Below are 21,821 nucleotides of genomic sequence, written 5' to 3' on the forward strand. Positions count from 1 at the left end.
TATGCTTTGTTGTCACCTTGTTGGTGTAATTAGATTTACTCCATTCAGCCCTAAAGCATCATTCGTCGAAACAGCCAATACGACAGGCTTGCCGTTTCTTAACGTCGCTTTCGCTGCCATTAGTACTGGAGAGTCTGTCATTGCATTTGCAAATTTACTCATAGAATTTCCTGTTAGTGGTGCAATTACCATACAATCTAGTGGAATTTTAGGTCCTAGTGGTTCTGCGCCAACGATTGAATTAATTGCTTTAAATCCTGTTACTTCTTCAATCTTTTTAATCCACTCTGCTCCTTCTCCAAATCTCGTGTTTGTTGATTGAACAGTGTAAGAAACAACGGGGCGTACTTCTGCTCCCTCAGCAATTAATTTTTCTAAATGAGGCATTACTTCTTCGTACGTACAATGTGAACCAGTAAAACCAAACCCTATTCTTTTCCCTTTTAAATTCATTCCCCATTCTCCTTTCTTGCTATTACATCTTCTGCTAGTAACTGAGAAAGAACGTTCGCTAAAATTTGTCCTGCTGTTTTTGGAGCAACAATACCTGGTAATCCAGGTGCTAACAGCGCTTTGACTCCTCTTTTTTCCGCATATCTAAAGTCGGTACCGCCTGGTTTAGAAGCTAAATCAATTACTAACGTATGAGCCGGCATTTTCGAAATAACATTCGCTGTCACGACGAGATGCGGAATTGTATTAATGACAATATCGATATTTCCTACTTCTTTCTCAATATTTTGCATATGAAAAGGAGAAAACATCATTTCTGTAATACGTGCAATATGTTCCGATCGTCTTGCTCCAACTTTGACATGGGCTCCTAATGATTGAAATGCTCTGGCAACACTCATCCCTGTTCTACCAAATCCTAAAACCATTACATTGGAACCATGAATTGTATAGTCGGTATGTTGAATTACCATCATTAATGTACCTTCTACAGTTGGTATAGAATTGTAGATTGCCACATCATCACGATCAAATAATTTAACAAGTTTGCGGTTTGTAGTAGATACGAGATTTTCCAAGTAAGGCGTACCAATACCTGAATATATAGTAAAGTGTTCTGGTGTATTTTCAATTTGTTCTTTCGTTATAGAAACTTTTTCGTTTGAAAAAATAGTATCTACTTCTCCCTTGGCATTTGTACCTGCAACTGGCAAAATAATTGCATCTACAGAAGTGAAATCTAAATTTTGTATACATTCTTTTGCTGCCCCTGTGAAGCCATGATCTAACTGATCAAACCCTATCAATGAAAGTTTCGCATCCAATTCAACTAGCTTGCGAATTACTTCTAGCTGTCTTGCATCTCCTCCTATGACAGCAATATGCATCTCAGTCAACATTCCCTAATTCACCTTCTTTTTCTGTCATTTATAAGAAAAGTGCCTACTTTTTCTTTTTCCTCCACATCATATGTAATGTACGAGTTTTAGGTGATTGAAAAACAAAAGCACGTATGATTTATCCCGCTATTTGTATGCAGTTAGACCTCCATCTCAACATTCGACATATGAGAGGATATTATACGGGAAATTGATTTCCGGTAAACGCTCGATTCATGTGAGCTTTTACTCAGAGGAGAATGAACAAAAAAAGATGACCAAAATGGCCACCTTTCACTTCGAATTTGAATGATCCGTAATATCACAAAGGATCATATCGTGCCCTACTTTCTTAATTTGGCTCCACGTGACTCTTACTTCTTGTGGTTCCTTTTTAAAACCTCCCCATTTCCCAGCCGGTATGATAAGAGCCTGTATTTGGCCATCCTTCTCATCAATCTCTAAATCAACATAACCTAAAACTCCCATTTTTTCTGCTCTTTCTAAATTTACAATCTCTTTGCCACTTAATTCACTTAATCGCATACACTCTCCCCCTACCGAATTATGAATTTAAGTTATCTATAATTAGTACCTATTCTGTATATCCCAAAAAAATAACCGTATCTCATTTAAAAGAGATACGGTTATTTTTACATACTTCATATAAAGCAATTATAGTTTTATTCCTTTTGGAAGTTTTCCATCTGGACTAATTAATGCTGCAGAGAATTCATCTGTAAACATGTTACGAATTAACTCATCAACATTTTCTTTTGTTACTGTGTTTACACTTTCAATAATCTCATCAAGTGAACGATGCTTACGAAGTAGCAATTCATTTTTACCATTACGGCTCATACGGCTATTCGTACTTTCTAAACTTAACATTAAGTTTCCTTTTAATTGCTCTTTACTATTAATAAGCTCTTTTTCTGTAATACCTGTATTTTTCAATGTTTCTAATGTTTCTTGCATTGTTTCATACAGTGTATCTAATTGTTGGCTACCTGTTCCACCATACAGCGTTAACATACCTGTATCTTCATAAGAAGAATGGTAAGAAAATACTGAATAGGCTAACCCGCGTTGCTCACGTACTTCTTGGAATAAACGGCTACTCATACTACCGCCTAAAACGTTATTTAATACAATTAAGTTATAAATATCTTCGTGTCCCATTTGTAAGCCTTTATATCCTAAACATAAATGAGCTTGTTCTGTTTCCTTTTTACGTGCTACCTTATTAAAATGGAAAATTGGGCTATGTACTTGTTCACGATTTGTTGTTCCTTCATAACTACCGAAATATTGCTCTACTGTTTGTAAAAAGGCTTCATCAATATTTCCTGCAACTGAAACAACGACATTTTCAGGTGTGTAATGATCCTTGATATATTGGCGTAGCGTATCACCTGTAAACGTATCAAGCGTTTCTTCTGTTCCTAAAATAGGATATCCAAGCGGATGCGTTTCATATGTTGCTTTCGTTAACATATCATGCACAATATCATCTGGAGCATCTTCGTACATTTTAATTTCTTCACATACGACATTCTTCTCTTTTTTCAGTTCTTCCTCATCAAATGTTGAATTAAAGAACATATCTGCTAATACATCTAAAGCATATTTAGCATGCTCATCTAGCACTTTTGCATAATAACAAGTGTATTCTTTTGAAGTAAAAGCATTCACTTGCCCACCAATGCTATCAAATGATTCTGCAATTTCGCGTGCACTACGTGTTTCTGTTCCTTTAAAGAACATATGCTCTAAAAAGTGGGAAACCCCGTTATTTTTTTCATTTTCATTTCTTGATCCCGCATGGATCCAAATACCAATCGCAACCGATCTTACAGTTGGTATATTCTCCATAACAATTCTTACACCATTTTTACAAGTATATTTTTTAATCAAAAACTTTCCTCCTACTGCCAGTTTCTCTAAATAAGTGCTATTATTTAATGATAACAAGTTTAAGGATGAATGTCATGCAAATGTATTTAATCCACACGTTTTTCATCCAGTAATTCTGTTATATTCCCTACTTTATATCCTTGTTCCTTCAATTTTGTAATCATTGTATCTAATGCTTCTGCTGTAGATGACGTTGGATGCATTAATACGATAGCACCTGGATGTATTTTTCTCATCACTCTCTGCAATAGTACCTCTGGCTCAGGTCGCTTCCAATCAATTGTATCTACAGTCCACATAATCGTTCCCATTTGGAAATCATCTGCAATTTTCACGACTTCATCCCGAAAACTTCCACTCGGCGGAGCAAACCATCTTACCTTTTGATTCGTAGCTGCTTCGATCATTCGATTTGTTTTTTGTAACTGATCTCGGATTTCATCAGAAGATAGCGTTTTCATATTAGGGTGTGTGTAAGAATGATTTCCGACTTCTTGATTTGCATCAACAATCATTTTGGCAAATCGCAAATTTTCCTTCACCCAACGTCCTTCTAAAAAGAAAGTCGCTTTCACATCATGTTTTTTCAATATTTCTAATATACGAGGCAAATACTCGTTTCCCCACGCCACATTTATTGTTAATCCCACCATCTTTTTATTTGGATGTCCCCTATAAATTGGGGCTGGTGATAAATCTTCTAAGTGGACACTCGGTGATACTTCCTTGAATTCAAGATTTCTTTGATCAAATTTCTTTAGTTTCTTCATATTATTATAGGATGCTTCGATATCAACTTGTCTTCCATTATATCCTGGTGTTGATTTCCATATCTTATCAATCATCGCATTTTGAGGTGCAATCTCATATTGTTTTGCATGTTTTTGAATTTCTTCATATAAGTTATCCTGTGCAAAAACGGAATAAGAGCCTACACTGACATATAAAAAGAATATACATATGTATGCCAATAAACGAGCTTTCATATAAACCCTCCCATTAACTATATAAAAACCTTTTTTCTTCTTATCTTTGTTAATTTGAGCGTTATAATGAAAACTATACCTATACTGACATAAAAATATATGTAAATCATATTTTTTACATAACAAAAAAAGCCAGTTTAACTGGCTTTTACTTATTGCTGCTCTTGTTTGTTTTCTTCTTTAGCAGCTTCTTTTTCTTGCTCTTCTTTTAGCAATACTTTTCTAGATAGATTCACGCGACCTTGCTTGTCAATCTCGATAACTTTAACTGTAATTACATCACCGATTTTCACAACGTCTTCTACTTTACCTACACGCTCAAGTGCAAGTTCAGAAATGTGAACTAATCCGTCTTTACCGCTGAATAATTCAACGAAAGCACCGAATTTCTCAACACGTTTCACTTTTCCTTCGTAGATTTCACCTACTTGTACTTCGCGAACGATATCTTCGATAATTTTCTTAGCTTTGTCATTCATTTCTTGATTTATTGAAGAAATGAATACTGTACCATCTTGCTCGATGTCAATTTTAACGCCAGTTTCTTCAATAATTTTATTGATTTGTTTACCGCTCGGCCCAATAACGTCACGGATTTTATCTGGGTTAATTGTCATTGTAATAATCTTTGGAGCATAAGCTGATAATTCAGTACGTGGCTCTGCAATAACAGATAACATATGATTTAGAATGTGCACACGACCAACTTTTGCTTGTTGTAATGCCTCTTCTAAAATTTCACGAGATAGACCATCTATTTTAATGTCCATTTGCAGTGCAGTTACACCTTTTGCTGTACCTGCTACTTTAAAGTCCATATCACCTAAATGATCTTCCATACCTTGAATATCAGATAAAATTGTGTAATGCTCACCAGTTTTAACTAGACCCATTGCAATACCTGCAACTGGAGCTTTAAGCGGAACACCAGCATCCATCATTGCTAAAGTACTACCACAAATACTTGCTTGTGAAGTAGAACCATTTGATTCTAAAACTTCAGATACAAGACGTACTGTATATGGGAAATCTTTTTCAGATGGAATTACAGGCTCAAGAGCACGTTCTCCTAGTGCACCGTGACCAATTTCACGACGACCTGGTCCACGCATCGGTCTTGTTTCACCAACACTAAATGATGGGAAATTGTAATGGTGCATAAAACGTTTTGATTCTTCTACACCAAGACCATCTAAAATTTGTACATCGCCTAATGCACCTAATGTACAAATACTTAATGCTTGTGTTTGTCCACGTGTGAATAAACCAGAACCGTGTGTACGAGATAAAATACCAACCTCTGATGCTAATGGACGGATTTCGTCACCTTTACGGCCATCTGGGCGGATTTTTTCAACTGTAATAAGACGACGTACTTCTTCTTTTACAATTTTATATAAAATCTCACTTACTTGTCCTAATGTATCAGCGTCAGCTTCCTGCGCTTCGTAATGCTCAATTACACGCTTTTTCACTTCGTTAATTGCATCTTCACGTGCATGTTTCTCATGTACTTGAATTGCAGAATGCATATCCTTCTCAGACATTTCACGTACAGCTTGATTAAGATCAGCGTCAACTTCATAAAGTTTCACTTCTGATTTCTCTTTACCTACAGCTTGTACAATCTCTTCTTGGAATGCAATTAGACGTTTAATTTCGTCATGTCCAAACATAATTGCTTCTAACATTGTTTCTTCAGGCACTTGATCTGCTCCTGCTTCAACCATGTTAATTGCATCTTTCGTACCAGCTACAACAAGGTGAATATCACTTTGTTCTTGCTGTTCTACTGTTGGATTAATAACGAATTCGCCGTTAATACGACCAACTGTTGCACCCGCGATTGGGCCTTCAAATGGAATATCTGAAATCGATAACGCTAATGAAGAACCTAGCATAGCTGCCATTTCAGAAGAACAATCTTGATCAACACTCATTACTATGCTGACAACTTGTACTTCGTTACGGAAACCATCTGCGAAAAGCGGACGAATTGGACGGTCGATTAAACGACTTGCCAAAATTGCTTTTTCACTCGGACGACCTTCACGTTTAATGAAACCGCCAGGAATTTTTCCGACTGCATATAAACGCTCTTCATAATTTACTGTAAGTGGGAAGAAATCTACATTTTTTGGTTCTTTTGATGCAGTTGCTGTAGATAGAACCGCTGTATCGCCATATCTTACTAATACTGCTCCGTTCGCTTGCTTCGCAAGCTGACTTGTTTCAACTGTTAGCTGGCGACCAGCTAAATCTATCGAGAAGACTTGCTTTTCTTGACTCATTTAAGTACCCCTCTCAATTTAAAGTATTCAATTCTTCTATGTAAATGGATAGTATATCACAATATTCTACCTCTAGTATTACCGAAAATGAAGTAAGCTATAAAGGGTAGAAGATATATTTTTACCTAACAAAAAAGCGGGAATATTCCCGCTTCTTTGACTATCGACGTAAGCCAAGCTTTGTGATTAATTCACGGTAACGTGTGATATCGCTATTACGAAGGTAAGTTAGTAAGTTACGACGTTTACCAACCATCTTTAATAGACCACGACGTGAATGATGATCTTTCTTGTGAGTACGTAAGTGCTCGTTTAGAGTGTTAATTTGCTCCGTTAGGACAGCAATTTGAACCTCTGGAGAACCAGTATCAGTCTCATGAGTTCTAAATTGTGCAATGATTTCATTTTTACGCTCTTGTGTTAAAGCCATCCTATTTCACCTCCTATTAATTAAACCCCCAATTACCTAGCAAGCGTCGGTGAGTCGCAATGCCAAGCAATGGTTGTCATAAAGTACATAACATAGAATACTACTTTTCATTTGAAAAAGCAAGTATATTCTTTTCGTTCGCAAAATATTCTTGTGCTATTTTCTTATCTTTTGCAATTTGTTCAACTAACTCATCGATGCCATTGAATTTCTTTTCTTCTCTTATACGCATATGCCACTCTACTGTAACATTTTGATCATATATGTCTTTGTTAAATTCAAATAAGTGCACTTCAATAGATAATTGACGCTCATCTTCTTTAAAAGTTGGTTTATATCCAATATTACATACACCATCGTACCATTCATCGTGAACTTTTAATCTCACTGCATAAACACCTACAGGTGGTAATAGATACTCATCACTTAAACCTATATTAGCTGTGGGAAAACCAATTTGACGTCCACGCTTATCACCGTGTACAACTGTTCCCCCTACTGTATATGCTCTACCTAAAATAGATGGAATTTGTTCCATTTCGCCATTTCGAATTAACTTTCGTAATGCTGTAGAACTTACTTTCTCTTCTTGAAATTCAACTTTTTCAATCACAGTCTGTGTAAACTCCCCTCTTGCATGAAATGGTAAAGTCTCCATCTTTCCTTTTCCTAAACGTCCATATGAATAATCAAACCCTGCTACTACATGCTTTACATTCAAACCAATAATATAATCATCTACAAATTGTTGTGGCAATAAGCCTGCAAACGATTCATCAAATTTAATAACATATAATATATCGATCCCTAAGTTTTCGACTATTTTTTCTTTATCACACATTGGTGTAATATACTCCGCATGCGCTTCCTTTTTTCCTAAAACAACAGATGGGTGCGGATAAAATGTCATAACTGCACTTTTATATCCTCGTTCATCAGCTATTTGTTTCGCAGTTCGAATCACACATTGATGTCCTAAATGAATGCCATCAAAAAATCCTAATGCCATTACAGTAGGTGGTAATTCTAATTTATTTTGTTCATGTGGATGAGTTAAATGAATAAGTTTCACGCTTGAATTCACCTTTTTCTGTAATAATCCTTCCAATAATTCATTATAGCTTTAGTTCTTGATTATTCACAAGTACTTTCATCGGCTTTAGCATACCAGGGTGTTTTGGATGGTGCTCATAAATTGCAAGGCAACGATTATTTGTATCAAACACTGTTATAAATGGCGCCGTTATTTGCAATTCATTTTTTAAGAACATACCATTCTTTATTTTCTCTGCTTGCTTTTCATCTACAACCATTTTCGGAAACTTACTTAATGCTTCATCAATTGAAATGAAGATAGACTCTACTGTTCCATTTTGCACGTTTTCTTCAATTTCTTCAAATGATATGCAATCTTCTAATAAAAACTCACCAGAAGCTGTTCTTACAAGGTGAGACATATGTGATGGGAAACCAAGTTTTTCACCAATCATTACTGCTAACGTTCTTACATATGTCCCTTTACTACACGTTACACGGAAACGGAATGAAATATTTTCTCCCTCAAACACTTCACGGTCATCTAGTAATACAAATTCATGAATTGTAATTGTACGAACTGGACGTTCAACTTCTTGTCCTGCTCTTGCATATTCATATAATTTTTTTCCGTTAACTTTTACAGCTGAAAACATCGGAGGCATTTGTTCAATCGTACCTGTTAATGCAGCAAGAGCCCCTTCTACTTCCTTACGAGTAATAACACGATCTACATTTTTCCTTTCAACAACTTCACCAGAAGCATCTTCAGTTGTCGTTGAAAATCCAAGTGTTACTTCACCTTCATATGTTTTCGTCTCACTTGTTAAAAATTGTGCAATCTTCGTTGCTCGTCCTACACAAATAGGTAATACTCCTGTTACATCTGGATCTAATGTTCCTGTATGACCAATTCGTTTCTCACGCAATATCTTTCTTAATTTAAATACACAATCATGTGATGTCATGCCTTTTGGCTTATGTAATAATACTACACCTTCCATATATGTTCACCTCATCATAATTCTTTCATAGTAATTATCCAAAATTAATTTTGCATTGAAAAAATGGATAGACAAATGTCTATCCATTATTCTTCACGTTTACCGTCTTTATTAATTTGATGTAAAAGTGTATCAATTCGATGACCATATCCGATAGACTCATCAAACTCAAAGGAAATTTCCGGTGTTTTACGAAGACGAATACGCTGGCCAATTTCTGAACGAATGAAACCTTTTGCCTTCGCTAAACCTTTTAATGTACTTTCTTTCTGTTCCTCATCACCTAAAACAGAAATATATACTGTAGCAATTTGTAAATCTCCACTCACTTGTACATCTGTTACTGTAACAAATCCAACACGTGGATCTTTAATTTTACGACTGATGATGTCGCCTAATTCTTTTTTCATTTGCTCGCCTACACGGTTTGCACGTAATTTCATAACTCTTCACCTCATTCAATACCATTCCAATTGTGTTATTGTACGTTCAATTTCAGGAAATGAATCGATGTACTCGAGTACACGATTCATTTCTTTTTCACAAATAACACGATTAGAGGATACAGAAACAATTGCAATTTCTGTACGTTGCCATACATCTTGATGCCCTACTTCTGAAACAGCTACATTATAACGCTGCTTCACACGAGTTAGCACCCGTTGCAAAATTGCTCGTTTCTCTTTTAAAGAATGCACATCGTAAATCATACACTCGAATGAGAGTGAAGCGATAATCATCGCTTCACTTCTTCCATAATGTACGCTTCAATGATGTCCCCTTCTTTAAGATCATTATATCTCTCAATTGTAATACCACACTCATAGTTTTGTGCAACTTCTTTTACGTCATCTTTGAAACGTTTTAACGTATCAAGTTGTCCTTCGAAAATTACTACGCCATCACGGATAATACGCACGCCACTATCACGTGTAATTTTACCGTCAATTACGTAACAACCTGCGATTGTTCCAACTTTTGTTACTTTGAATGTTTGGCGTACTTCCGCTTGACCGATTACTTTTTCTTCGAATTCTGGATCCAGCATACCTTGCATTGCTGATTCGATTTCTTCGATTACTTTATAGATAATACGGTGTAAACGAACATCAACATTCTCTAATTCAGCTGTACGCTTCGCATTCACATCAGGGCGTACGTTAAATCCAATTACAATTGCATTAGATGCAGAAGCTAAAATAACATCAGATTCTGTAATCGCACCTACGCCTGTATGGATAATTTTAACTTTAACACCTTCAACATCAATTTTACGAAGTGACGCTGCCATTGCTTCTACAGAACCTTGTACGTCTGCTTTCACAATTAAGTTAATTTCTTTTACATCGCCTTCTTGGATTTGTTGGAATAAATCTTCAAGGCTTAATTTAGATTTTTCACCACGCTGAGCAAGTAACGCTTCTTGTGCACGTGATTCACCGATTTGACGAGCTTTCTTCTCATCAGCGAATGCCATGAAACGATCTCCCGCTTGTGGTACTTCGTTTAAACCTGTAATTTCAACAGGAGTTGATGGACCAGCAACTTTTACACGACGACCAATATCACTTACCATTGCACGAACACGTCCGAATGAAGTACCAACAACGATTGGATCTCCAACTCGAAGTGTACCGTTTTGAACAAGTAATGTCGCGATAGTTCCTTTACCTTTATCAAGCTGTGCTTCGATTACAGTACCAGTTGCATAGCGGTTTGGATTTGCTTTATATTCTTCTACTTCACTTACAAGAAGAATCATTTCTAATAAGTTGTCAATTCCTTCACCTTGAATTGCAGAAATTGGTACGAAAATTGTATCTCCGCCCCAAGCTTCTGGAACTAATTCATATTCTGTTAATTCTTGCATTACACGATCAGGATTTGCCGCTGGTTTATCCATTTTATTCACAGCTACAATAATTGGTACTCCAGCTGCTTTCGCATGGCTAATTGCTTCAACTGTTTGTGGCATAACACCGTCATCAGCTGCAACAACAAGGATTGTAATATCCGTTACTTGCGCACCACGAGCACGCATCGTTGTAAATGCCGCGTGACCAGGCGTATCTAAGAATGTAATCTTCTTGTCATTTACTTCAACTTGGTATGCACCAATATGCTGAGTAATTCCACCTGCTTCGCCTGCAGTTACTTTTGAATTACGGATAGAGTCAAGTAAAGTTGTTTTACCATGGTCAACGTGCCCCATAATTGTAACTACAGCTGGACGCTCTTTTAAGTTCTCTTCATCATCTTGCTCATCGATGAATGTTTCAAATTCAGTTTCACTTACAACTACTTCTTCTTCTACTTCAATACCATAATCAGTAGCAATTAACTCAATTGTATCTTTATCTAAGTCTTGGTTAATTGTTGCCATAATTCCAAGCATAAAGAGCTTCTTAATAATTTCAGATGGCTCTTTGCTTAATTTTTTAGCAAGCTCACCTACTGTAAGACTTCCAGAGAAAGTAACTTTATCTGGTGTTTCTACAGTTTGTGTTTGTTGTCTTCCAGCAAAGTTATCTTGACGTTTGTCTTCATTTCCTTTGCCTTTTTTCTTTTTCTTATTGCTGTTCTTTTTACTACGAACAACTTTTTCTTCTACTTCAAACTCATCTGCAACAGAAGGTTTTTCAGTTTGATACGCATTATCTAATTTATTTACTACTTCATCTTCTAACATTGTCATATGATTCGAAACCTCGATATTCATTTCTTTTAGTTTTGTCATAAGATCTTTACTTGAGATATTATGTTGTTTTGCATATTCATGCACTCGAATTTTACTCATACCTTCACCCCCGGTAATTTGTATCGAGCATGCTACGCAGCTTTTTCGCAAAGCCCTCATCTAACACAGCTACAACGACTCGCTCGTCTCTCCCAATCGCATGCCCTAATTGTTGTCGATTTTCGACCTTTCTCATTGGTACGTTGTAATACGTCGCTTTATCCGTGATGCGTTTTGTAGTATTTGCTGACGCATCTTCAGATAGCAATACAAGTTTTGCTTTGCCACTTCGTACTTCTTTTAAAACAAGTTCTTCACCCGAAATAATTTTCCGAGCCCGGTTTGCTAGTCCTAAAAACGATTTCCAATCGGACACTTATTTCGACTCCTTCTCAACAAGCTCAAGAAGCTCTTCGTATAGAGAACCGTCGATTTTCGCTTTTAGATGATGTTCCAAAACATTTTTCTTTTGGGCTTGAAGAATACTTTCTTTATCTTTTGATAAATAAGCACCTCGTCCTGATTTCTTTCCAGTTAAATCAATGGACACTTCTCCCTCTTTGGAACGAACAATGCGAACGAGCTCTCGTTTTGATTTCATTTCTTGCGTTGCAACACATTTTCGTAACGGAACTTTTCGATTGCTCATACTCATCACCTCTATTCGATTTCGTCTTCAACTGAATCGAATCCGAATGCGATTACGCTATCTTCTTCTGTTACAATACCAAGTTGTTTCGCATCAGACTCACTCTTAATATCAATTTTCCAACCTGTTAATTTAGCTGCAAGACGTGCATTTTGTCCACGCTTACCAATAGCTAATGACAGTTGGTGGTCTGGAACAACAACTGTTGTTGCTTTTTCTTCTTCATCTACAAGCACTTTAACAACTTGTGATGGGCTTAAAGCATTTGCAACATATTCTACTGGATCATTTGACCAGCGAACGATGTCAATCTTTTCGCCTTTTAGTTCGTCTACAATGCGTTGTACACGTTGTCCTTTCGGTCCTACACAAGAACCTACTGGATCAACATCAATGTTCTCTGCATGTACAGAAATTTTAGAGCGATCGCCTGCTTCGCGTGCTACAGAACGAATTTCAACAGTTCCATCATAAATTTCAGGAACTTCCATTTCGAATAAACGTTTTAAAAGACCAGGATGTGTACGTGATACGTAAATTTGTGGTCCTTTCGTTGTTTTTTCTACTTTCGTAATGAATACGCGAATACGATCATGTGGTTTGTACTGTTCGTTTGGCATTTGCTCACTTACAGGTAATAAAGCTTCTACTTTCCCTAAGCTTACATAGATGAAACGAGCATCTTGACGTTGTACGATACCCACCATGATATCTTCTTCACGGTCACTAAACTCAGAGTAAATAACACCACGCTCTGCTTCGCGCACTCGTTGTGTTACAACCTGTTTTGCAGTTTGTGCTGCAATACGACCGAAATCTTTTGGTGTTACTTCAATCTCTAGTACGTCACCATCTTGATAGTTTGGATTAATTTGTCTTGCTTCTTCAACAGAAATTTCAAGACGTGGATCAAACACATTATCAACAACGTCTTTACGTGCTAAAACTTGAATTGTTCCCACTTCTGGGTTAAAGCTCACACGAACGTTTTGTGCTTGGTTAAAATTGCGTTTATAAGCAGAGATTAACGCTGCTTCAATCGCATCAATAATAATATCTTTGCTAATTCCTTTTTCTGACTCTAATACGAGCAAGGCATCTAACAACTCAGTGCTCATGAAGATCCCCCTTCTAACTAAAACGTAACAGCAAGTCGCGCATTTGCAACTTTATCCATTGAAATTTGGATTTCTTTTTTACGTGTTTTAATTGTTAATAATAATGTAATTGTAGTACCATCGTAGGAAAGTAGCTTTCCTTCAAACATTTTTTCACCATCAATCGGCTCATATGTTTTAATTGCCACTTGTTTTCCTACCGCTTGCTGGAAGTCTTTCTCTTTCTTTAATGGGCGTTCCGCTCCAGGAGATGATACATCCAAAAAGTAAAGATGAGGAATTGGATCCTCTTTATCTAAAGCTTCGCTTAAACGTTCACTTACCGCACCGCATTCTTCAATGTCGACTCCCTTTTCAGAATCGATGAATACGCGTAAGAACCAGTCTTGTCCTTCTTGCACATACTCTACATCTACAAGTTCAAGATTTAACTCTTCAACGATTGGCTGCGCAAATGCTTCTACAACTTCTGTGACTTTCTTATCCATAAACAGCCTCCTTCCTGCCGCCATGTACCATTTACAAGAAAAGACCCCGTCCATAAAAACGGTCCATCTTATTCTTTCTCGTTAGCTAACAAAAGCCCCTGCCGTTAAGCAGGGAATATCTGTCTTAGTATTACCAAATTTAAGAAGTAAAACTTGTAACAAAATATGTATATACGACAGAAATTTCTTACCTCTCCACATCAATAAAACGTAGATAGTAACACGAAAGAGTGGGTTTCCCCACTCTTTTTTTTACACAATATACATGACATGGTTATCTCGGTTAATAGTATACCATAGCAAATGTTGATTTGCAAAGAATTTTCCTACCTATTAGAACAGTGATAACTGGTTTTGATCAGGTAGATCGCCTAAGCAACCTTGACTATCTAAATACTCAATAATTGTTTTCGAAACCTTACTGCGCTGCTGTAAATCTTCTTTTGATAAGAAATCTCCATTTTTGCGTGCTTCTACAATACTTAAAGCTGCATTTGTACCAAGTCCAGGCACTGCATTAAATGGAGGAATTAAAGTATCCCCATCAATAATAAATTCTGTTGCATGCGAACGGTATAAATCAACCTTTTGGAATGAGTATCCACGCTCACACATTTCAAGTGTCATTTCTAGTACTGTTAATAAACTTTTCTCTTTCGGCGCTGCATCCAAACCTTTTTGCGCAATTTCATCAATTCTTACACGTATAGATGCTGAACCTTTCGCCATCGCCTCTACATCAAAGTCATCTGCACGAACTGTAAAGTATGCCGCATAGAATAGAAGCGCGAAATGTACTTTAAAGTATGCAATACGTACAGCCATAAGTACGTAAGCAGCCGCATGGGCTTTAGGGAACATGTACTTTATTTTCTTACATGAATCAATATACCAACCTGGTACATTATTACTTTTCATGTCATCTTCCCATTCTTCCGGTACACCTTTACCTTTACGAACTGACTCCATGATTTTGAAGGCTAATGATGGGTCTAAACCTTGATAGATTAAATATACCATGATGTCATCACGACAACCGATAACTTCACTCAGCGTACATGTACCGTTATAAATTAACTCGTTTGCATTACCAAGCCATACGTCTGTACCATGTGATAGTCCAGAGATTTGGACTAACTCAGAGAATGTCGTAGGTTTCGTCTCTTCTAACATCTGCCTTACGAATTTCGTACCAAACTCTGGTATACCAAGTGTACCTGTTTTACAGTTAATTTGTTCTTCCGTTACCCCTAACGATTCCGGGCCTGAGAAAATTTTCATTACTTCCGGATCGTCTGTTGGGATTGTTTTCGGATCAATACCACTTAAATCTTGTAACATACGAATAACAGTAGGATCATCGTGTCCTAGTATATCAAGTTTCAATAAATTATCATGAATGGAGTGGAAATCAAAGTGTGTCGTTCTCCACTCAGCCCCTATTGAATCTGCCGGAAACTGAATTGGTGAGAAATCAAAGATATCCATGTAATCTGGCACAACGATAATACCACCTGGATGCTGTCCGGTTGTACGTTTTACGCCCGTACATCCTGCTACTAAGCGGTCAATCTCTGCATTTCGAATCGTTAAATTATGATCATTTGCATAACCTTTTACATATCCATAAGCCGTTTTTTCCGCAACTGTACCTATTGTACCCGCACGGTATACATAATCTTCACCGAACAGTACTTTCGTATAGTTATGGGCACGTGGTTGGTATTCCCCGGAGAAGTTCAGATCGATATCGGGTACCTTATCTCCTTTAAATCCAAGGAACGTTTCGAACGGAATATCATGTCCATCTTTCACGTATGGAACATTACATGCAGGACATTCTTTATCCGGCAAGTCAAAACCAGAACCTACAGAACCATCATTAAAGAATTCTGATTGCTTACACTTCGGACATACATAGTGTGGTGGTAATGGGTTTACTTCTGTAATTTCCATCATCGTTGCAACGAATGATGAACCTACCGATCCACGCGAACCTACTAAATATCCGTCTACTAACGATTTTTTCACAAGCTTATGTGAAATTAAATAAATTACGGCAAATCCATGCCCAATAATACTTTTTAATTCTTTTTCTAAACGTGCTTCTACAATTTCAGGTAACTCTTCACCATAAATGCTACGCGCCATTTTATAACTCATATCACGCGTCTCATCATCTGCACCTTCAATTTTCGGTGTATATAGATCATCTTTCACTGGATGAACATCACCAATTAATGATGCAATCTTTTGTGTATTCGTTACAACAATTTCTTTCGCTACGTCTTCACCTAAGAATGAAAAACACTCTAACATTTCATCCGTTGTACGGAAATGTACAGGTGGTAATGAATGTCGGTTTAACGGATTGGCTCCGCCCTGCGAACTGACTAAAATCTTGCGATACATTGCATCCTCTGGATCTATATAATGCACGTTTCCTGTAGCAACAACTGGTTTATCTAACGTCTCACCTAGTTTTACTAAGTTAGAAATAATTGTTTTTAATTGTCCCTCATCTCGAACAAGTTCACGCTCTACTAAATGACGTAACACCTCTGGAGGCATTACTTCAATGTAATCATAGAACTGCGCAATTTCTTCTACCTCTTCAGGAGCTTTTTGCATCATCGCCTCAAACACTTCACCTTTATCACAAGCCGTTCCTACTAAAATTCCTTCACGATATTTTTTTAATAGTGACCTTGGTACTCGTGGTACACGGTAAAAGTAATTTAGATGAGAATAGGAAACAAGTTTATATAAATTTTTCAACCCTACATCTGATGTCGCAAGTAACGTCATATGACTTGGACGTCCACGCTTATACGCATCCCCTTGCCCCATGCTATCATTTAATTGATCGTGATATTCAAATCCCTTTTCAATCACATCTTTTAACATTTTCACAAGTAAGTATCCCGTTGCTTCTGTATCATAAATCGCACGGTGATGTTGCGTTAATTCAATATCAAGCTTTTTACACATCGTATTTAATCGATGGTTTTTCATTTCCGGGAATAAGAATCTTGCAAGTTCTAACGTATCAATAACAGGATTATTCGTTTTTTCTAATCCAGCCTTTTTAAAACCTACGTTAATAAAGCCCATATCAAAACTTGCGTTATGAGCAACAAGTGTATGGTCGCCCATCCATTCTTCAAACTTTTTAAACACTTCGTCCACTTCTGGTGCATCCGTTAACATATCATCTGTAATACCTGTTAATTCAATAATCGTCGCAGATAATGGTTGATGTGGATTTGCGAAAGATTCAAAGCGGTCAATAATTTCGCCACCTTTTACTTTTACAGCCGCTAACTCGATAACAGTATCATATACAGCTGATAAACCTGTCGTCTCAACGTCGAAAACAACATAAGTTTCCTCTGCAAGTAAACGATGCGCTTCGTTATATGCAATCGGTACACCATCATTAACTAAATTCGCCTCTACACCATATATAACTTTAACCCCAGCCTTTTTACCCGCAGAATATGCCTCTGGGAAAGACTGCGCAACAGCATGGTCTGTAACAGCGATTGCCTCATGTCCCCATTTACCTGCTTGGGCAACAAGTCTAGAAACAGGAGTAACAGCGTCCATTTGGCTCATCGGTGTGTGAAGATGCAGCTCTACACGTTTTTCACCTTCTGGCGCTTTATCTTTACGAGACGGTCCTGTTATTTCATTTATATCATTTGCAATCATTACTAAATCTCGAACGAATGTATCATTTTGAACAGAACCACGCGCTTTCACCCACATTCCTTTTTTCAAGGATTGCAGCATTGGAATATCTTCTTTGTCACGCGAGAACATTTTGATCATAATTGAATCCGTATAGTCTGTTATTTTTAAAGTTAATAACGTACGGCCACTACGTAGCTCTTTCGTTTCTACATGGAAGACATACCCTTGAACTGTTTTTCTTCTTTCTTCATCTTGAATTTCTCGCATCGGTGTAATCTCTTCATCCGGCTTAATAAGATATCCGAGTACAACCGGTCCTTCATGCACAACGCTACTTTCTTCAGCTTGCTTCTTTGCCATTTCTTCCATAGCTTGTATAACACGTTCACGATCTTCTTGCTGCGTTTGCTCACGAAACTTTTGCATTTCTTCTGTATTTTGCTGTATATGTGTGTCTAACTGAAAACGCGGGAATCCAAAAGTTTCGTATTGATCCCCTACTGGTTTCGCAACGTTTTTCTTTAAAGCAGTAGATTCCAGCTCATTATTCACATTTATTAGCAACTTCACTCCATTCACCTGCGGAAGCTGCTTTTTTAAGTAAGCAAACATAGGTGAAAATGTAATTCGTTCCGTACAAAGTGGCCAATACGCCCTCACTTCTTCTTCTGTAAATTGTTTATTCTCTGTTTCTAATGCAAATGTTGTTCTTGCAATATGAGAAAATGATTGCTTAAGCTTTGTTTCTAGCAATTCATATAATTCTGTAGGCAAAATTCGTGGCACTTGTAAATCAAAATGCCAACTTTTATTCGTTTTATCAATAACGAGCCTTTCAATGCCACCACCTTGTAAATATTGATTTATAAGGTCGTCTGGTATTTGCAACTGCTGGAGCAAAATTTGAAATCGCTCTTGTTGTTCATTTGTTAAAGACATAAGCACTCTCCTTCCATTTGCTATTATAAATTGAAACGTACTACAAAGAAAGATTTCTCCCTTCTTCTTTTACAAAATACGTTTACAAAGAAAGAGAAGGTACCTCATTACGAGGTACCTCTTCTTATTTTAAAATATTTGCAATATATGTTTGAAGTTCTTCTACTTTCACTTCTTCAGACTCGCCTGTAGCACGTACTTTCACTTCTACAATACCTTCGTCTGCTTTTTTACCAACTGTCACGCGAACTGGAAGGCCGAATAAATCTGCATCTGCAAATTTAACACCTGCACGTTCTGCACGATCATCTAGTAATACTTCGTACCCTTGCTCTTGTAATGAGTTGTAGATGTTTTCACCCATTTCACGTTGCGCATCAGATTTCATATTTACTGGAATTACATGCACATGGAACGGTGCAACAGCTTTTGGCCAAACTAAACCGTTCTCATCATTAAACTGCTCTGCGATTGCTGCCACTGTACGAGATACACCGATACCGTAACAACCCATAATAAGTGGTTGTGTTTTTCCGTTTTCATCTAGGAATGTTGCGTTCATTGCTTCACTATAACGAGTTCCTAATTTGAATACATGGCCAACTTCAATTCCGCGTGCGAAAAGAATTGTTCCATTTCCATCTGGAGACTGGTCTCCTTCTTGAATGAAGCGTAAATCTGTATATTGACTTACTTTAAAGTCACGTTCTGGATTTACATTTACATAATGGAACCCTTCTTCGTTCGCTCCTGAACATCCGTTAACAATTGATGCTACAGCATGGTCTGCGATAATTTCGATATCACCTGTTACACCAATCGGTCCTAAAGAACCAACTTCACAGTTTAATAACTCTTTCACTTCTTCATGAGAAGCAAGCTCAACAACTGAAGCGCCGTATACATTTTTCACTTTTACATCGTTTACTTCATGATCACCACGAACAAGTACAACTACTAATTTCTCATCTACTTTAAATACCATAGACTTAATGCACTTGTCAGCTTCAATGTTTAAGAATGCAGATACTTCTTCAATTGCTTTTTGATCTGGTGTTGCTACTTTTTCAAGTGCCTTTTCTGCTTCATCACTCTTCGTATACGTAGCTACCACAGGAGCCATTTCGATGTTTGCTGCATAATTAGATGTATCAGAGTATGCAATTGTATCTTCACCAACTTCAGATAATACCATAAATTCATGCGTATCTTTTCCGCCCATTGCTCCAGAGTCAGCAATAACTGCACGGAAATTCAAGCCACAACGAGCAAAAATGTTAGAGTATGCTTTGTATAAGCGATCGTATACTTCATCTAAACTCTCTTGTGTAGCATGGAAAGAGTATGCATCTTTCATTAGAAACTCTCTTCCACGTAATAAACCGAAACGAGGTCTTTGTTCATCACGGAATTTCGTTTGAATTTGGTACAATGTTAACGGTAATTTTTTATATGATTTCACTTCATCACGTACAAGATCCGTAATTACTTCTTCATGTGTCGCTCCTAATGCGAATTCACGAGCGTTACGATCTTTCATACGCATTAATTCAGATCCGTAAGAATACCAACGGCCTGATTCTTGCCATAATTCTGCAGCTTGCATCGCTGGCATTAATAATTCTACAGCTCCTGCGCGCTCCATTTCTTCTCGAACGATACGTTCTACTTTGTGTAGTACTTTTAATCCAAATGGTAGAAAACTATAAATACCAGAAGCATTTTGACGCATAAAACCTGCACGAAGTAATAACTGATGACTCTTAATCTCCGCATCAGCTGGAACTTCACGTAATGTAGGACTGAATACCATACTTTGTTTCATTTATTCGCACCTCTTCATTTTACTCTTACACGCAGTAAAACCCCTCACCTCGAGTTAGGTGAGGGATTTTATTCTACGAGCTCTATTTCATTATAAGTTTCACTTTATTTTACAAGAAAAACTTACGAATGTCATTCCAAGTTACAACTAACATAAGTAACATTAATAATGCAAAACCAATAAAGTGAACCATTCCTTCTTTTTGGCGGTCAATTGGTTTCCCTCGTAACGCTTCAATTAAGAAGAAGAACAAACGTCCACCGTCTAAAGCAGGGACTGGTAGTAAATTAAATAAACCAAGGTTAATACTTAAAACTGCTGCTAAACTTAATACACGCGTAAATCCATAATCTACGACTTGATCTGTTAGATTATAAATTCCTACTGGACCTGACAACTCATTAATAGAGAATTGACCAGTTACTAATTTCACAAGTGAATCAAAAATTAGTTTTGTCCATTGGTATGTTTGTTCAAATCCTGATTTAATAGAACCCATTACTGTTTTCTCTACTGGAGAGTAAACACCAATTCTACCTACTTCGTCTTTTCCTTCTTTATCGAGTGTTGGCGTTACTTTTACATTAAACTGTTCATTATCACGCTTTACTTGTAACGTAATTTCTTTATTTGGGTTTTCACGTACAATGGTAACAACATCTTTCCATGTACTTGTGTTTTTCCCATCGATTGCTTGAATTGTATCATTTTCTTTTAATCCGGCTTGCTCGGCTGCACTATTCTCCATTACTTTTCCGACCATTGGCTTGTCAACAGGAACACCTTGTACAAATCCAAGAATCACAAAAATAACAAATGCTAAAATGAAGTTCATTGCAGGACCTGCAAAGATTGTTAAGGCACGTTGACCCAATTTCTTGGAGCCGAATTGCCTATTATACGGAGCAATTTGTATTTCTTCACCAGCAGTAATAATACGAGCCTTTTCATTCACTCGGAATGTTTGAAGCTCTTCCTCGTACTCTTCATAGCCCGAAATTGTTAAATTATGCTCTAAATCAGCTTGTTCGACTTCAATGACACGAACATTTGGATACTTTTCATATCCATCAAAAACTAATTTCGCAACTTCGTCTTTTTCATTTAATACAAGGCCAACCTTTTTTCCAGGCTTTAACTCAACTGTGTCTGCATCCTCGCCAGCCATTCTTACATAGCCACCAAGGGGCAGTAATCGAATCGTATACACCGTTTCATTCTTTTCAAATGAGAATATTTTCGGACCAAAACCAATCGCAAACTCACGGCATAAAATACCTGCTCTTTTTGCGAAATATAGATGCCCTAGCTCATGGAAAAATACGAGTGCACCGAAAATTAATATAAAGGCAATCGCTGTATTCAATTCCATACC

At 37.1% G+C, this 21,821-nt stretch carries 18 protein-coding genes and 1 pseudogene; all 19 read right to left on the reverse strand.

The features are described 5' to 3' along the window. Nucleotides 1-27: 27 nt before the first annotated feature. Nucleotides 28-453 (reverse strand): annotated as a pseudogene (gene dpaB, locus CER22_RS00195) (dipicolinate synthase subunit B); the annotation flags it as partial. Continuing rightward, nucleotides 450-1,352, reverse strand: coding sequence for a dipicolinic acid synthetase subunit A (gene dpaA / locus CER22_RS00200; protein WP_088608059.1), 903 nt, complete (start codon nucleotides 1,350-1,352; stop codon nucleotides 450-452). The pseudogene dpaB and the gene dpaA, both read right to left, overlap by 4 nt. 273 nt (nucleotides 1,353-1,625) lie before the next feature. Further along, nucleotides 1,626-1,877 carry a YlmC/YmxH family sporulation protein gene (locus CER22_RS00205; RefSeq protein ID WP_001239751.1) on the reverse strand — a complete coding sequence of 84 codons (252 nt, stop codon included), beginning with the start codon at nucleotides 1,875-1,877 and terminating at the stop codon, nucleotides 1,626-1,628. Between the two features lie 129 nt (nucleotides 1,878-2,006). After that, on the reverse strand, nucleotides 2,007-3,248 hold the full coding sequence (locus CER22_RS00210) for a M16 family metallopeptidase (protein ID WP_000593006.1): 1,242 nt from the start codon (nucleotides 3,246-3,248) through the stop codon (nucleotides 2,007-2,009). A gap of 86 nt (nucleotides 3,249-3,334) precedes the next feature. Then, nucleotides 3,335-4,234, reverse strand: a complete 900-nt coding sequence (locus CER22_RS00215; RefSeq protein ID WP_088608060.1) for a polysaccharide deacetylase family protein — start codon at nucleotides 4,232-4,234, stop codon at nucleotides 3,335-3,337. A 152-nt stretch (nucleotides 4,235-4,386) separates the two neighbouring features. Continuing rightward, nucleotides 4,387-6,525, reverse strand: a complete 2,139-nt coding sequence (gene pnp, locus CER22_RS00220) for a polyribonucleotide nucleotidyltransferase (RefSeq protein WP_046957398.1) — start codon at nucleotides 6,523-6,525, stop codon at nucleotides 4,387-4,389. Nucleotides 6,526-6,685: 160 nt separating this feature from the next. Continuing rightward, entirely contained in the window at nucleotides 6,686-6,955 is a 270-nt protein-coding gene (gene rpsO, locus CER22_RS00225; RefSeq protein ID WP_001229392.1) for a 30S ribosomal protein S15, read from the reverse strand. A 100-nt stretch (nucleotides 6,956-7,055) separates the two neighbouring features. Then, a complete protein-coding gene (gene ribF / locus CER22_RS00230) occupies nucleotides 7,056-8,027 on the reverse strand; it encodes a bifunctional riboflavin kinase/FAD synthetase (RefSeq protein ID WP_088123292.1) in 972 nt (323 codons plus the stop codon). A 43-nt stretch (nucleotides 8,028-8,070) separates the two neighbouring features. Then, the gene (gene truB / locus CER22_RS00235; protein WP_046957399.1) at nucleotides 8,071-8,994 is read right to left on the reverse strand and encodes a tRNA pseudouridine(55) synthase TruB; all 924 of its coding nucleotides are present in this window, start codon (nucleotides 8,992-8,994) and stop codon (nucleotides 8,071-8,073) included. Between the two features lie 86 nt (nucleotides 8,995-9,080). After that, nucleotides 9,081-9,437 (reverse strand): 30S ribosome-binding factor RbfA, encoded by a 357-nt coding sequence (gene rbfA / locus CER22_RS00240; protein ID WP_000776445.1) that lies wholly within the window; start codon nucleotides 9,435-9,437, stop codon nucleotides 9,081-9,083. 15 nt (nucleotides 9,438-9,452) lie between these two features. Further along, complete coding sequence (locus tag CER22_RS00245; protein WP_000582364.1) at nucleotides 9,453-9,734, reverse strand: DUF503 domain-containing protein; 282 nt, start codon at nucleotides 9,732-9,734, stop codon at nucleotides 9,453-9,455. Continuing rightward, nucleotides 9,731-11,791, reverse strand: a complete 2,061-nt coding sequence (gene infB / locus CER22_RS00250) for a translation initiation factor IF-2 (RefSeq protein WP_000036353.1) — start codon at nucleotides 11,789-11,791, stop codon at nucleotides 9,731-9,733. The genes CER22_RS00245 and infB overlap by 4 nt, the downstream gene beginning before the upstream one ends. 4 nt (nucleotides 11,792-11,795) lie before the next feature. Next, complete coding sequence (locus CER22_RS00255; protein WP_001286521.1) at nucleotides 11,796-12,107, reverse strand: YlxQ family RNA-binding protein; 312 nt, start codon at nucleotides 12,105-12,107, stop codon at nucleotides 11,796-11,798. Next, nucleotides 12,108-12,380 carry an RNase P modulator RnpM gene (gene rnpM, locus CER22_RS00260; RefSeq protein ID WP_000071127.1) on the reverse strand — a complete coding sequence of 91 codons (273 nt, stop codon included), beginning with the start codon at nucleotides 12,378-12,380 and terminating at the stop codon, nucleotides 12,108-12,110. It abuts the gene before it with no gap. 11 nt (nucleotides 12,381-12,391) lie between these two features. Beyond that, entirely contained in the window at nucleotides 12,392-13,498 is a 1,107-nt protein-coding gene (gene nusA / locus CER22_RS00265; RefSeq protein ID WP_000102596.1) for a transcription termination factor NusA, read from the reverse strand. 17 nt (nucleotides 13,499-13,515) lie between these two features. Continuing rightward, nucleotides 13,516-13,986: a ribosome maturation factor RimP gene (gene rimP, locus CER22_RS00270; protein ID WP_000359099.1), complete on the reverse strand. Its 471-nt coding sequence runs from the start codon at nucleotides 13,984-13,986 to the stop codon at nucleotides 13,516-13,518. A gap of 333 nt (nucleotides 13,987-14,319) precedes the next feature. Continuing rightward, nucleotides 14,320-18,621, reverse strand: a complete 4,302-nt coding sequence (locus tag CER22_RS00275) for a PolC-type DNA polymerase III (RefSeq protein WP_048545990.1) — start codon at nucleotides 18,619-18,621, stop codon at nucleotides 14,320-14,322. A 124-nt stretch (nucleotides 18,622-18,745) separates the two neighbouring features. Continuing rightward, on the reverse strand, nucleotides 18,746-20,446 hold the full coding sequence (locus CER22_RS00280) for a proline--tRNA ligase (RefSeq protein ID WP_046956487.1): 1,701 nt from the start codon (nucleotides 20,444-20,446) through the stop codon (nucleotides 18,746-18,748). Nucleotides 20,447-20,555: 109 nt separating this feature from the next. Further along, on the reverse strand, nucleotides 20,556-21,812 hold the full coding sequence (gene rseP, locus CER22_RS00285) for an RIP metalloprotease RseP (protein WP_001090238.1): 1,257 nt from the start codon (nucleotides 21,810-21,812) through the stop codon (nucleotides 20,556-20,558). Nucleotides 21,813-21,821: the final 9 nt, after the last annotated feature.

The sequence above is a fragment of the Bacillus sp. K2I17 genome, assembly GCF_002209985.1.
GTDB classification, from domain to species: domain Bacteria; phylum Bacillota; class Bacilli; order Bacillales; family Bacillaceae_G; genus Bacillus_A; species Bacillus_A wiedmannii.